Origin of the sequence: Microbacterium sp. K2 (genome assembly GCF_051365005.1) — a bacterium.
Classification (GTDB): domain Bacteria; phylum Actinomycetota; class Actinomycetes; order Actinomycetales; family Microbacteriaceae; genus Microbacterium; species Microbacterium foliorum_B.
This window is the reverse complement of the sequence record NZ_JBLWII010000001.1, coordinates 880,653-893,776: the sequence shown is the minus strand read 5'-3', so window position 1 is coordinate 893,776 and position 13,124 is coordinate 880,653. Positions and strand designations below refer to the sequence as shown.

The 13,124-nt window shown below is 65.6% G+C and carries 14 protein-coding genes; 11 read left to right on the top strand and 3 right to left on the bottom strand.

What is annotated here, in order from left to right; genetic code table 11:
- Positions 1 to 155: 155 nt before the first annotated feature.
- From ACLKOY_RS04555 to ACLKOY_RS04530, 6 genes are all read left to right on the top strand, one after another.
- Entirely contained in the window at positions 156 to 707 is a 552-nt protein-coding gene (locus ACLKOY_RS04555; RefSeq protein ID WP_309687627.1) for a hypothetical protein, read from the top strand.
- Between the two features lie 11 nt (positions 708 to 718).
- Entirely contained in the window at positions 719 to 877 is a 159-nt protein-coding gene (locus ACLKOY_RS04550) for a zinc transporter permease (RefSeq protein WP_436452613.1), read from the top strand.
- A gap of 68 nt (positions 878 to 945) precedes the next feature.
- Positions 946 to 1,932: an NAD(P)H-quinone oxidoreductase gene (locus ACLKOY_RS04545; RefSeq protein WP_436452611.1), complete on the top strand. Its 987-nt coding sequence runs from the start codon at positions 946 to 948 to the stop codon at positions 1,930 to 1,932.
- Between the two features lie 86 nt (positions 1,933 to 2,018).
- The gene (locus ACLKOY_RS04540) at positions 2,019 to 3,707 is read left to right on the top strand and encodes an MFS transporter (protein ID WP_436452610.1); all 1,689 of its coding nucleotides are present in this window, start codon (positions 2,019 to 2,021) and stop codon (positions 3,705 to 3,707) included.
- Positions 3,704 to 4,168, top strand: a complete 465-nt coding sequence (locus ACLKOY_RS04535) for a lipocalin-like domain-containing protein (RefSeq protein WP_436452609.1) — start codon at positions 3,704 to 3,706, stop codon at positions 4,166 to 4,168. Before ACLKOY_RS04540 ends, ACLKOY_RS04535 begins: the two co-directional genes overlap by 4 nt.
- Positions 4,165 to 5,241, top strand: coding sequence for an FUSC family protein (locus ACLKOY_RS04530; protein ID WP_436452608.1), 1,077 nt, complete (start codon positions 4,165 to 4,167; stop codon positions 5,239 to 5,241). Before ACLKOY_RS04535 ends, ACLKOY_RS04530 begins: the two co-directional genes overlap by 4 nt.
- A 40-nt stretch (positions 5,242 to 5,281) precedes the next feature.
- Here the strand turns inward: ACLKOY_RS04530 and ACLKOY_RS04525 are convergent, their stop codons facing one another.
- Positions 5,282 to 6,493, bottom strand: coding sequence for a cupin domain-containing protein (locus ACLKOY_RS04525; protein WP_436452607.1), 1,212 nt, complete (start codon positions 6,491 to 6,493; stop codon positions 5,282 to 5,284).
- Positions 6,494 to 6,651: 158 nt separating this feature from the next.
- Between ACLKOY_RS04525 and ACLKOY_RS04520 the strand changes: the two genes are divergently transcribed.
- The 4 genes from ACLKOY_RS04520 to ACLKOY_RS04505 are packed head-to-tail and all read left to right on the top strand — an operon-like array spanning position 6,652 to position 10,835.
- Positions 6,652 to 7,380: a YoaK family protein gene (locus ACLKOY_RS04520; RefSeq protein ID WP_436452606.1), complete on the top strand. Its 729-nt coding sequence runs from the start codon at positions 6,652 to 6,654 to the stop codon at positions 7,378 to 7,380.
- A 19-nt stretch (positions 7,381 to 7,399) separates the two neighbouring features.
- Entirely contained in the window at positions 7,400 to 8,860 is a 1,461-nt protein-coding gene (fumC, locus tag ACLKOY_RS04515) for a class II fumarate hydratase (RefSeq protein WP_436452605.1), read from the top strand.
- Positions 8,861 to 8,865: 5 nt separating this feature from the next.
- Positions 8,866 to 10,119 (top strand): threonine/serine ThrE exporter family protein, encoded by a 1,254-nt coding sequence (locus ACLKOY_RS04510; RefSeq protein WP_436452604.1) that lies wholly within the window; start codon positions 8,866 to 8,868, stop codon positions 10,117 to 10,119.
- Positions 10,116 to 10,835: a YoaK family protein gene (locus tag ACLKOY_RS04505; RefSeq protein WP_436452603.1), complete on the top strand. Its 720-nt coding sequence runs from the start codon at positions 10,116 to 10,118 to the stop codon at positions 10,833 to 10,835. Before ACLKOY_RS04510 ends, ACLKOY_RS04505 begins: the two co-directional genes overlap by 4 nt.
- Positions 10,836 to 11,140: 305 nt before the next feature.
- On the opposite strand, the gene ACLKOY_RS04500 is transcribed toward ACLKOY_RS04505, so the two are convergent.
- Both ACLKOY_RS04500 and ACLKOY_RS04495 read right to left on the bottom strand, forming a co-directional pair.
- Positions 11,141 to 11,515 carry a fluoride efflux transporter FluC gene (locus ACLKOY_RS04500; RefSeq protein ID WP_436452602.1) on the bottom strand — a complete coding sequence of 125 codons (375 nt, stop codon included), beginning with the start codon at positions 11,513 to 11,515 and terminating at the stop codon, positions 11,141 to 11,143.
- Positions 11,512 to 11,907, bottom strand: coding sequence for a CrcB family protein (locus ACLKOY_RS04495; protein WP_436452601.1), 396 nt, complete (start codon positions 11,905 to 11,907; stop codon positions 11,512 to 11,514). The genes ACLKOY_RS04500 and ACLKOY_RS04495 overlap by 4 nt, the downstream gene beginning before the upstream one ends.
- Positions 11,908 to 12,201: 294 nt before the next feature.
- Here ACLKOY_RS04495 and ACLKOY_RS04490 point away from each other — a divergent pair, with 294 nt between their 5' ends.
- On the top strand, positions 12,202 to 13,038 hold the full coding sequence (locus tag ACLKOY_RS04490) for an alpha/beta fold hydrolase (RefSeq protein WP_436452600.1): 837 nt from the start codon (positions 12,202 to 12,204) through the stop codon (positions 13,036 to 13,038).
- Positions 13,039 to 13,124 lie beyond the last annotated feature (86 nt).

The following is a 13,124-nucleotide window of genomic DNA, read 5'->3' as shown; positions in this document are numbered from 1 at the left end:
CAGATGGTGCGCGAATAGAACATGCGATGTATCGGCGGGACCCGGGGGATGTAGCCCCCGAAACGGCCGAATAACGTCGCATCTGCGAACGCCGGATCGGCGGCTCGTGCCAACCACACCCGCCGGACACCGGCATGAATCCAAAGGAGCCACTCATGGCTGCAACCCCTCGCCCCGACCTCGTGCTCTCGCACGCCGTGGTCACGTCCGACGTGACCGGCAACTTCGATGACATCGACATCGAAGCGTGGCTGAAGAACCTCCCCACCCACGAGTACCAGCGCTGTGCGCCCGGCGACCACAAGGCTGCCGGCTACACGGTCGATGACGACGGCACGCCCATGTCGATCAACGTCGAGGTCATCGGTGCGGGCCTGGTCATCCAGAACTACCGCTACGAGGTCGCCAGCAAGCACTACTGCAAGATGGTCTCCATCTCCGACGTTCTCTCGCCGGCGGGCTGGACCACCACTCAGGTGATCTGGGAGCTCGGCATGGAGCAGCTCGAGGGCGACCAGCTGCGCTACGTCAACACCGTCACCTCGCACCCGACGGAGGAGTTCCTGGAGTTCATCACCGCCAGCGGACAGACCTTCGAGGAGGCCGCCGCGGCGCGCCAGGAAGCCTCGGGCCGTCACTGCGAGCTCGAGACGCCGCACTACGCGCAGAGCATCGTCGCGTACGCCAAGGCCCACGCATCCGCCTGAGCGGAGTGACCATGGCCACCACGGACACGCACGCCGAGCACCACACGGTCGCAGAGCACGAGCACGGCGCGAGCTGCGGACACGAAGCGGTCGCCCACGGCGACCACGTCGACTACGTGCACGACGACCACCGTCACGCGCTTCACGACGACCACTACGACGAGCACTGAGAACCCGTCTGGGTGGAGGGGGCACAATGTCTCCTCCACCCGCTCGCGTTCGAGAACGAAGGAACCCCATGACCTCAGCAATACGGATCACCCGACCCGGTTCGCCTGATGTGCTCCGACTGATCTCCGTGGAACGACCCCATCCCGCACCCCACGAGGTGCGCATCAGCGTCCACGCCGCCGGCATCAACAACGCCGACCTGCTTGAGCGGCGCGGCCACTACCCCGTGCCCCCGGGAGCTCCTCCCGGACTCGGCCTCGAATGCGCCGGCGTCATCGACGCCATCGGGGCGGACGTCACCGGGTGGAAGGTCGGAGACGAAGTCTGTGCGCTCCTCACCGGCGGTGGCTACGCGGAAGAAGTCGTCGTCCCCGCCACTCAGGTGATGCCGAAGCCCACCACCATGACCATGCTCGAAGCGGCAGGCCTTCCCGAAGTCGCCTGCACCGTCTATTCGAACCTCGCCATGATCGCGGGCCTGAAAGCGGGTCAGACGGTTCTCATTCACGGTGCGGCCGGGGGCATCGGATCTTTCGCCACACAGTGGGCCACCGCTGTCGGCGTCCGGGTCATCGGCACCGCAGGAAGCAGAGCCAAGACCGATGCCGTCCTCGGCTTCGGAGCATCCGTCGCCATCAACTACCGCAGCGAGGACTTCGCCTCGGTCACGCGCGCCGCAACGAACGGGCGCGGCGTCGATGCCATCCTCGACATCGTCGGAACCCCGTACCTCGAGAGCAATATCGAATGCCTCGCCGACGATGGCCACCTCGTCATCATCGGCGGATCCACCGGTCCCGCCACCGTCGATCTCTGGGAGCTGATGTCGCGCCGAGCCAGCATCTCCGCCACCCTCCTGCGGGCGCGGCCCGCCGCCCAGAAGGCAGAGATCATCGCCGGTGTCACGCGCGACGTCCTGCCGCTCATCGAAAGCGGCGCCATCCGCGGCGCGGTCGACGCGGTGTTCCCGCTCGCAGAAGCGAACCGCGCACATGAACTTCTCGAAGGCGGGCAGACCGTGGGGAAGGTCGTCCTGAACGCCCTCGAGCAGTAGCCCGTCTGGGGCTGGATCTGTCGGGCAGCGGCATCGGACGGGGGTTGCTGCTCCCGACAGATCACATCGACTTTGGAGACACCGCCATGAACACACCGGCACCCCGACCCGCAACCGGCGACGTCACGACTTCCGACGACACCGCACCCCGCACGTCGATCTGGGCGCCCCTTGCTGTGCCGATCTTCCGAGCACTGTGGTTGACGGCGCTGGTCAGCAACATCGGCACCTGGATGCAGACGGTCGGAGCGCAATGGTTCATGGTGGAGCAACACACGCACCCTCTTCTCATCGCCCTCATCCAGACAGCGTCCGCGGCCCCGGTGCTGCTCCTCGGTATCCCGGCGGGAGTGCTCGGCGAATTCCTGAATCGTCGTTCCATCCTCATCTGGATGCAGACACTCCAGGTCCTGCTCAGCGCAGCTCTCGTGACGTTGACCGCGACCGGCGAGATGACGCCGTATCTGCTGCTGCTCATCACCGTGCTCCTCGGCGCGGCGACAGCCGTGCAGCTTCCCGCCTACCAAGCGCTGGCCACCGAGATCGTCCCGCTTCGTATGGTGCCGATGGCGGCGTCCCTCAGCGCGGTATCCGTCAACGTCGCCCGTGCCATCGGGCCAGCAGTCGCCGGCGTCGTACTCTCCGGCTTCGGGGTCGCCTTCGTCTTCGGGATGAACTTGCTGTCGTTCGCCGCATTCCTCATCGTCCTCATCACGTGGCGTACATACCGCCCGAACCCTCATCAGGCCGAGCGGTTTGTCGACGCCGCCCGCGCAGGCCTTCGATACGTCACGCAAGCTGCCGTCGTTCGCCGCATGTATGTGCGTCTCGGAGCGTTCGTCGTCCCGGCTAGCGTGTTGTATGCACTGCTCCCGCTCATTGCCACGCAGCGCTTGAACCTTGACTCCGCCGGGTACGGGCTCCTGCTTGCGGGGCTCGGTATCGGCTCTGTCGGCGCGGCGTTCCTCATTCCGTGGTTCCACGCGCTGGGCGCGAACCGGACAGTCCTGCTGTCGTCGGTGCTGTTCGGGGCGGCGACCATCGGGGTTGCTGTATCCCCGTGGCTCTTCCTCACACTGCCGATTCTCGCGGTGGCTGGAGCCGCGTGGATCGGCGTCGTCGCCACGCTGAACGGTGCCGTTCAGTCTTTCCTCCCCGTCTGGGTCCGCGCACGAGGCCTGTCCGTCTACCAGATGGTTCTCTACGGAGCCATGGCAGCGGGCGGTCTCGCGAGCGGACTCATCGCTGGGTGGATCGGCGCCATCGCCACCAGCGCCATCGCGGGGGCGGCGACGCTCGTCATCGCTGCGTCTCAGCTCCTCTGGCCTCTTCTGGAAACCGCGGACAAGAAGCGAGACACCTTCGCGCTCCCGTTAGCGGACGCCGTCCGAGACATCGACGGGCACAGCCCCACTCTCGTCCTCGTCCGCTACGACGTAGCAGGAGAGCAGGAAGCCGCTTTCGTACAGCAGATGAATGCTGTCGAGCACAGCCGTCGACGCACAGGTGCCCGCACGTGGGCCTTGTACCAGGACCGGGAAGACGGCACGTGGGTCGAGGTTTTTGGCGTCGGCAGTTGGAGTGAGCATCTCCAACAGCACCAGACCCGTCTCACGCAGTACGACCAGGCCGTCATTGAGACGGCTGGCGCGCTCGCACAGTCCGTCGACGTCAACCACCTCATCGAGCACGACAGTGCCGCCAGCGCACACACGAAACCGCGACAGACGCACGCCACCGTGACCGCACATCCCCGACAGGAGAAGACCCCATGACACTCTCAGCCTCGGACCTCGTCGGCGCATGGCGGCTCGTCACCGCCACGGAAGTCTTCGCCGACGGCGTGCGAATGCCGGAGTTCGGTTCCCACGTGAACGGCTACCTCTCGTACAGCCCTGACGGCATCGTCTCAGCGACCCTGGGGTCAACGGATCGAGTTCGCACGAACGATCCTGACCCGCAGTCCGTCTCGACCGCGAACCTGGCGCTCATGGCCGGAGGGTTCATCGCCTACGCCGGGCCGTTCACCGTCGACTCCGCCAGCGACACGGTCACTCACCACGTGGATGTCGCCCTGTTCACGGGATGGGAAGGCAAACCGCAGGCGCGGCACGCCCGAATCGAAGGCAACGATCTGTTCATCACAGGATCTCCACGCACCACCATCGACGGGCTCACGTTCCATAGCGAACTGCACTGGACGCGGGTGACCGCGCGCGCGACGCAGGGTTCATGAGCGCGGCCCGCACCGCACGGGCACTTGTGCATTTCGCTCCCGCGCCTCGCGCGTGGGTTCCCGCTACCCAAGCGGCCATCGCGGTCGCCGGCCCTCCGGCCGTGTTCGCCGCCTACGGACAACTGCGCCTGGGACTCCTCGCGGCATTCGGCGCGCTCATCGTCCTGTACCTCTCCGGGCAGAGCAGGAGAGAACGCGCCGTGAAGTTGCCGGTCATCGCAGTCGGCTTTCTCGTGGGCACCATCATCGGCATCAGCACGGGAAGTTCACTGCCGACAAGCCTGCTCGCCATGAGTATCGTCGCCGTTGTCTTCTCCTACGTGAGCTTGGCGTTCAACGTGGGACCCCCCGGCGCCATTTTCCCGGTCCTCACCGCAGGCTCCATGGGGCAGCTGACAGCACCCATGTCGATGGGGGGAAGCGGGGCGGACCCGCTACTCGTCATCTCGATTGTCGCACTGGGCGTTGTCGCCGGGTACGTCGTGATCGTCGCGCCGCTCGCTCTGAAACGGGTACGCACCGCAGATGCGGCACTCCCTCATGACTCCCGTTGGACTTACAGCTGGAAGCCTGATTCTGCACGTATCTTCGCGCGCCTCACTGTCGCGGTCGTGCTCGCGGTGCTTGTGAGCGCATGGCTGGGACTCCACCACGTCGGTTGGGTGCTTCTCGCCGTCATCGGCATCCTGCAGAAGGATTCCGACCTGCACCTCGGGACTTTCCGGACGGCCCAGAGGCTCATCGGAACAGCTCTTGGTGTCTGCATCGCGCTCGTCTTCATGATCTGGATACCCGAGGGGTTCGCGCTGGTCGCCGTCGTCGGCGGACTCGTGTTCGGGTTCGTGTTCTTCATCCGCAGCAACCTCATGTTCGCGCTCATGGTGGTGACTCCGATGGCGCTTCTTCTCGTGGCCGGCGGCAGCCGTCCGCTGCTCGAGGCATCCATGGGCACGCGCATCATCGACACAGTGGTCGGGGGTGCCGTCGCCGGCGTCGTGCTGGGTGCAGTCAGCATCACCCGGAGGTGGGCGGCCCGCGGAGTCGGATCTCACAACACGGCAAAGGGGGTGTGACGCTCGAGCGTCACACCCCCTTCCGCTATGACTTCTCGACTCAGCGCAGCGGCGTGATGCCCTGGGCCCCTCGGGGGAAAGTTGCGAGGACGGCGGGATCGATGTTGAGGTGCGCGGAGACGAGCTGCGGTGGCACGTGCGACAGCCAGTTGGCGAGGGAGATCTCCTCATACCTGTCGGTGCGGAACACCTCGAGGAACTGCAGCACATCGTCACCGGTGTTCTCGATGTAGTGGCCGAAGTTCTTGCGCACGACCCCGACGTCTCCGGCGCGGAAGTCGGTCGTGTTGGCGTGCGGACCCGTGTTGAAGACAGTCATGCGGGCGGATCCGCGCAGGTAGTACTGCCACTCGTCGGCGTTGGGGTGCCAGTGCAGTTCGCGCATCGAGCCCGGTTCGACGGTCACGAGCGCGGCCGCGACGGTGCTCGAATAGGCGTAGTTGGTGGAATCGGCGATCTGGATGCTGCCGCCCGTGTTCTGGTATAGCGGCTTCGAGCGCGACAGGCGGAAGATGACCGGCTCCATGCCCCACTCGACACCCGCGGCGGCCTGGTCGATGTCGAGCGCCGGCGGCTCTTCGCCGGGGAAGATCCAGAGGTTGTGAAGAGGGATGTCGGAGAAGACCTCCTGAGCGACGCCGAAGTTCTTCGCGAGCACCTCGGGTGGGGTGTGCGCGAACCAGTCGGTCAGCAGCAGCGTGTTCGACTCGGACTGGTCTCCGTCATCGAACGCCAGCACGAACTCGGCACCGTCGGGGCCGAGGCCCTGCAGGGAGTGCGGGGTGCCCGCGGGGAAGAACCACAGGTCTCCCTCCTCGACATCTTCCACGGCGGGGAGGCCTGAGCGGCTCAGGGTCGTGACGCGGGCCTTGCCCCGAGTCATCACCGCCCACTCGGCGGTCTGGTGCCAGTGCAGCTCGCGGATGCCGCCGGGCTCGAGGTACATGTTCACCCCGGCGATCTCATCGGAGATGTGGAAGTCCTGCTTGGTGAGCTCCCGCGCCCAGCCGCCACGCTGTACGCGGCGGGGTGAGATGTTGAACGACGACCAGAAGAACGGCTGCGTGCTGATGTCCGTCGCCGGCGCATGCATCTGATTCGGGAACTGCGACTCGATGACTTCGTTCTGTGGGCCGGTCATCGTGTTGCTCTGCGGGCGGTCTGCGATGTTCACCTCGCCCTCCCGCGGCAGATCGGGGTTACCCAGCGAGGGGACTTCGTGACCCACCTCGGGGCTCTCGGACGTGTCCATGTGGTGCTCCTTCGTGACGATTCCGGACGGTACTGAGGAGTCTGCCCAGCGAGCAGCTCGGAGCGCATCGAATCGTGACGAATGCACACTCGACTCTCGTCGCAAGGGCCCCAGCGCAATCGGCATTCTCATGAGAAGGCACCCACTCAGGAGGCCCCATGACGAAGTCAACCCGCACTCACACCCGCCGCTACCCTCTACTGGAGACGGCGCCGGCAGCAGTCGCGCTCGCTCTCGTGTCCGGGCTTCTCAACGCCTGGACGTTCAGTCAGGTGGGCACCTTCGCCACCGTCCAGTCCGGAAACCTCCTGTCCATCGGCTACTTCCTCGCCGATGGCAACGAGGGACGGGTGTTCCTCGCAGCGACCAGCGTCCTCGTCTTCGCATTCGGCTCCTTCATCTGCAGCATCTACGTGCTCTGGCGCGCACGCGAAGACAAGCCGTACTCCGCCGAGGTTCTCGTCTTCGAACTTTTGATCGTTGCGCTTCTCGCCGTGCTCACCGCGACCACGGGTATCAGTCCGTGGGCAGTCGCATGGACGGTCAGTTTCATCGCTGGCGTGCAGGGTAACGCGTTCCACCGCGAGACCGGCATGCTCTACGGCAATATCGCCGTGACCTCCGTCGTCCAGATGGCCGCAAGCCTCGTCGCCCGAGCGCTGGGCCGCCGAATCTCGGATGACGGAGAAACACACATGCGACCTGCCGGCGCCTACTTCGCCGTCCTGATTGCGTTCGTGGTCGGCGGCGGCATGGGCTTTGCCGTCGACGAGCTGTGGGTCGGCGCGTCACTCGCCGCTGCAGCAATCGTCCTCCTCGTCCTGTTCATCGCGGCATCGTCGGCGCGTGGACCCGTTGATCCCACTCAGAACAACCCCACCCCCTGAAAACTGAGAAGGAGCAATCATGACCACCACCGACGCGAACACCCCGGAGTACAAGAACGCGCCCATCGGCACCGGACAGACCGGCCAGCGAAGCGAGTTCGACAGCATGGGAACTGTCGACGTTCCCGCTGAGCGCTACTGGGGCGCACAGACGCAGCGCTCCTTGCAGCACTTCTCCATCGGTCACGACCACATGCCCATCGAGGTCTACCGCGCCTACGGCGTTGTGAAGAAGGCCGCGGCCCTCGTGAACGAGAACGCCGGGCGTCTCGCTCCCTGGAAGTCGAAGGCCATCGTCCAGGCATCTGACGAGGTCATCGCCGGCGACCTGGACGAGGAGTTCCCCCTCTACGTCTGGCAGACCGGATCCGGCACACAGAGCAACATGAACGTCAACGAGGTCATCTCGAACCGCGCAATCCAGCTCCTCGGTGGCGAACTCGGCACCCAGCAGCCGGTCGGGCCGAACGACGACGTCAACATGGCCCAGTCCAGCAACGACTCGTTCCCCACGGCGATGCACGTCGCCGCGCTGACTGAGCTCGACGACCGGCTGCTGCCGAGCCTGCGGGCGCTGCACGCAGAGATCGCACGCAAGTCCGCGCAGTGGATGGACGTCGTGAAGATCGGCCGCACCCACCTCGAGGACGCTGTTCCACTGACCGTCGGACAGGAGTGGTCAGGCTACGCGGCGCAACTGGAATCGGGCATCCGCGACATCGAACACAGCCGTGAAGACCTGCTGAAGCTCGCCCTTGGCGGAACCGCGGTCGGTACGGGCCTGAACGCGCCCGAAGGGTTCTCCGTGCAGGTCGCGGCGAAGATCGCCGAGCTGACAGACAAGAAGTTCGTCACGGCCCCGAACAAGTTCGAGGCACAGGGCTCACTGGACGCGATGGTTCGCGCTCACGCGGCGCTGCGCGGCTTGGCCGTGTCGCTGATGAAGATCGCCAATGACATGCGCTGGCTCGCCTCCGGGCCGCGGACCGGGTTCGCAGAACTCGTGCTGCCGTCCAACGAGCCGGGCTCGTCGATCATGCCGGGCAAGGTCAACCCGACCCAGTGCGAGGCCATCGTGATGATCTCCATCCAGGTCATCGGGGACGACGCGGCTGTGGCGTTCGCGGGCTCGCAGGGCAACTTCGAGCTCAACGCGATGCGCCCCATCATCATCAACAACTTCCTCCACTCCGCGCGGATCCTCGGCGACGGGATGGCCAAGTTCCTCGAGTACTCGGTGACGGGCACGGAGCTGAACGAGAAGAAGATCAACTCCTACGTCGGCGAGAGCCTCATGCTCGTGACAGCGCTCAGCCCCGTCATCGGATACCAGAACGCTGCCCACATCGCAGAGGGCGCCCTGGCGAAGGACCAGACGCTTCGCGAAGCGGCGCTCGCTTCCGGCAAGGTCACCGCCGAGCAGTTCGACTCCATCGTCGTGCCGGCCGACCTCGTCGGTCGCGGAGTCGGCGGAGCCTGATGCCGATGAGCACTGACACGGATGCGCTGGCGACGAGGTGCGACCTCATCGCCAGCGCGTCGGCGACGCTCCACGCCTCAGGCGAGTCCACCTCGGTGACGCTCGCGGCCGTCGACCGGATGAACCACGGCCTGGGCACTGACGTCCAACTCATCCCGACCTGGACGTCCGTGACGATCGCGGAGCGCGGCACCGGCGTGGCCTCCACTCCCCGCATCGTTGTCGCGCCGCCGACGGGGATCGCCATGAACGCCGTCGCGGTGCTCATGCGAACAATCGACAGAGTGGGCGCCGGATCGGCGAGCGAGCCCGATCTTGCAACGTCACTCGTCGAGGCGAAGAAGATGCGGCCGGCCAGCATCTGGCTCTTCCTCCTTGCCTGCGCTACCGGTTCTGCTTCGTTGGCAGTCATCTTCGGAGCTCAAGACGCAACGGCCGTAGCACTTGCGGCGGGCAGCGCAGTGCTCGGGGGTGTCGCCCGACGTGCGCTCGCACGCCTCCACGTCGGACCCATCGGGCAGGTCTTCGCTGCTGCTCTCGTCGCGGGGCTGATCGGTGGCCTTGCCGTGCACGCGGATCTCAGCTCCGCGCTGCGCCTCATCGCCGTCTGCCCTGCGATGATCCTGGTCCCCGGACCGCACATCCTCAACGCCACGCTGGACTTGCTGAACCTGCGGATCCCACTCGGCTTCGCGCGTCTCGGATACGCCGGCATGCTGCTGCTGTCCATCGGGACCGGGCTTGCCATCGGCTTGGCCGCATTCGGCACGGGACTGCCACCCACACCACAGGGACGCGAGGTCGCACTCGGTCTCGACGTCCTCGCTGCGGGTATCGCCGCCGCGTCATACCCGGTGTATTTCGCCATGCCGCTGAGACTCATCTGGTGGCCGGTCGTCGTCGGTGCGGTCGCGCACGGACTCCGTTGGTTCGTCATGGACGTGTGGGGGTGGAACATCGCGGTGGGCGCACTTGTCGCGTGCTTGTTCGTCGGATTTGCACTGGCCCCCGTGGCACGGGCCAAGCACATCCCCTTCGCGGGTATCGGGTTCGCGGCCGTGGTCTCTCTCGTCCCCGGCGTCTACATCTTCCGCGCCATCGACGCACTGGGGGTGCTGACATTCGCCGGCAGCGCGTCACCGTCGTTCGGAGCGCTCACCGACGGGGCAACGGCTGTCTTCGTCATCATGGCGATGGCGGCAGGGCTTGCCATCCCCATGCGGTTCTACGAACTCATCCGGCAGAGGCGGATGACATGAACCGGCAGATCTCACTACCTGCTGCCCTCGCGGTCATCGCTGGCGTCACGGACGTCACAAGCTGGCTGTTGCTCGGCGGGTTCTTCTCTGCACACGTCACCGGCAACCTCGTGGTGATAGCCGCGGACGTCGTTCGCGGAACGCTGCCCGACCTCGCCTCGATGCTGGCCGTGCCGGTGTTCATCGTCGCGACCGTGGTCGCAACCTTCGTCGCCCGTCGGGTCGGTGCCCATACCTCTGCTACGAAAAGGTTGCTACTCGGAGTTCAGGCGGCGTTCCTCATCGCGGCAGCCGTGCTGTCCTTCACCACCCAAGCGTCGGCACACCCGAAATCTGGGATCGCCGTCCTCATCGGGATGCTCGCGGTGTGTGCAATGGCAGCTCAGAATGCCTACCTCCATCTCGTCCCGGATCGCGCCCTTTCCACCGCGGTGATGACTGGCAACCTTGTCGCGGGAACCATCGCCGTCACGGACATCGCCCGGTCTCGGGGGAAGGATCAGCAAGCGCGGCAGAGATGGACCCAGACATGGCCACTGCTCGCGGGCTTCATCGGCGGGTGCCTGGTCGGCGCAGCCGGAGCGACCTTGTTCGGCGACCACGCGGCTGTCTTGCCCGCCCTGCTCGCGTTGGCACTGTTCCTGACGACGATTCGTCCCGGTTCCTTCGACGTTCCGAACCCTCGTTCCCCCGACGTTCGACAGAAAGGCGCCTGAAAATGAGTCTCCGGCACTCGAATGCGAAGCCGCCGCGTACGCGCGACTCGGCGACGGCGGCTGTCGCAGAATCAGGGAGAAACGATGCGTTCGCCCTGCCTATCCTCGTCGCCTACGTCGTGCTCATTCTCCCGGTCCTGGTACTTCGCGTCCTCGTGATTGCGCTGTGGGCGCGTCTGGCGAGGAGACGGAGTTCGGCTGGGGGCCTGAGCAGGGCACGTCCTGACCTCTCGGCTCAAGCGCGCAGACGCCCAGCCGCCGGCGTCGCGAGTGATGCAAGCAGCCGCGGCTTTGCAGGACGGTAGTCACGCGGAGAACAGACCAAGTCCCAGCATCGCCGCCGCAAGCGCCGCGGTAAGCATGCCGCCCGCATAACCGACAGCAAGCCTCGCGCGTCGGCGGGCGAAGAGCTCGGCGGCCTGAACACTCGCGGTGCTGAACGTCGTATATCCGCCGAGAAATCCCAGGCCGAGCACGACGCTCCATGGTTCGGGCAGCAGCGATGCGTCGGCGGCCCCGGTGACGACGCCGAGGAGGAAAGCTCCCGTCACGTTGATGATGAAAGTTCCCCACGGGAACGCACCGCCGACGTGCGCCGTGATGCGGGAGTCGAGTGCATATCGCGCCGTGGCGCCTAATCCTCCGGCCAGAGCGGCGAAGATCCCGATGATAGGGGTCATGCCCGGGCCGCCGGAACAGTGCGGGTTCTGCACGCGCGTTCGGCGATGAACGCTGACATGATCCCCAGCGCGACCGTGGGGATGGCATACGCGGCGCCAAGGAGCAGGCGATCCCCGAGGAGGAGGCCATCCGTTCCGATTGCCAGCGTGCTGTAGGTCGTGTATCCGCCCAGAAGTCCGGTACCGAGCAGAAGCCTCATCTGAGCGCTTGCTGAGGTGGATACGAAGAATCGGCTGGTAAGCCCATAGAGGGCTCCCAGCAGCGCCGCGCCAGTGATATTGATCACGAACGTGACCCATGGAAACTCGAAGTGTCCGGGAACAGAGCCGAGCAGGATCCGCAGAAGCGTTCCGACCGTTCCACCGATGAATACGAGGATGTAGGGGATCAACACCAACCACCCGGGAAGTGGATGTGCGCCCGCATCGTCGATACTCCGTGAGACATGATTGACCTCCTCCGTCTCAGTGACCCTAGGCGTGGTGGAACGGCGCGGAGCACGACGACTGTCGAGTCCGATGTCGACATTCGCCGATTCGCCAGAGCGAGCATGAGGACTCGTCAAACGTCGGAGCCGTCTCGCCTGCTCGGCCTCTTACCGTGAGGTGTGACTCCGCCGACCCGCGCGGAGATCTCATGACAGAATCCGGGCTCTGCCCGGCTCGACACCCCCTTGGAGACACCCATGTCCTTTGTGACCACGGACGACGGTACGGATATCTACTTCAAGGACTGGGGGCCCCGCGACGCCCAGCCCATCATGTTCCACCACGGCTGGCCGCTCTCGTCGGATGACTGGGACGCCCAGATGCTCTACTTCCTCGACAAGGGCTACCGCGTCATCGCCAGCGACCGTCGCGGCCACGGTCGTTCCTCGCAGACCAGCGTCGGCCATGACATGGACCACTACGCCAGCGACGTGAACACGGTGGTCGAGCACCTCGACCTCCGCAACGCCATCCACATTGGACACTCGACCGGCGGCGGCCAGGTCGCCCGTTACGTCGCGAAGTACGGCGAGCCGCAGGGACGTGTCGCCAAGGCCGTCCTGGTCTCCTCTGTTCCTCCGCTCATGGTGCAGACCGACGCCAACCCCGAAGGCACGCCGATCTCGGTCTTCGACGGCTTCCGTGAAGCACTCGCTGCGAACCGTGCCGAGTTCTTCCAGGCGGTCGCATCCGGGCCGTTCTACGGATTCAACCGCGAGGGCGTCGAGCTTTCCGAGCCCGTGGTCGCCAACTGGTGGCGTCAGGGAATGACCGGCAGCGCGCTCGCACACTACGAGGGCATCAAGGCGTTCTCTGAGACCGACCAGACTGACGACCTCAAGGCCATCACGGTGCCGGTACTCGTGCTGCAGGGCGACGACGACCAGGTCGTGCCTTACAAGGATGCGTCCGTCAAGCAGGCAGAGATCTTGAGAGACGCGACGCTCAAGATCTACGAAGGCTACCCGCACGGCATGCTCACCACGCACGCCGAGGTCATCAACCCCGACATCCTCGCCTTCATCCAGCAGTGACTCGAATCCTGGACCGGAGGCAGCGCGCTCGAGGCTCTCGACTGCGCTGCCTCCTTTCGGGTGCTCACCCCCTGAGAGCTGGCGGT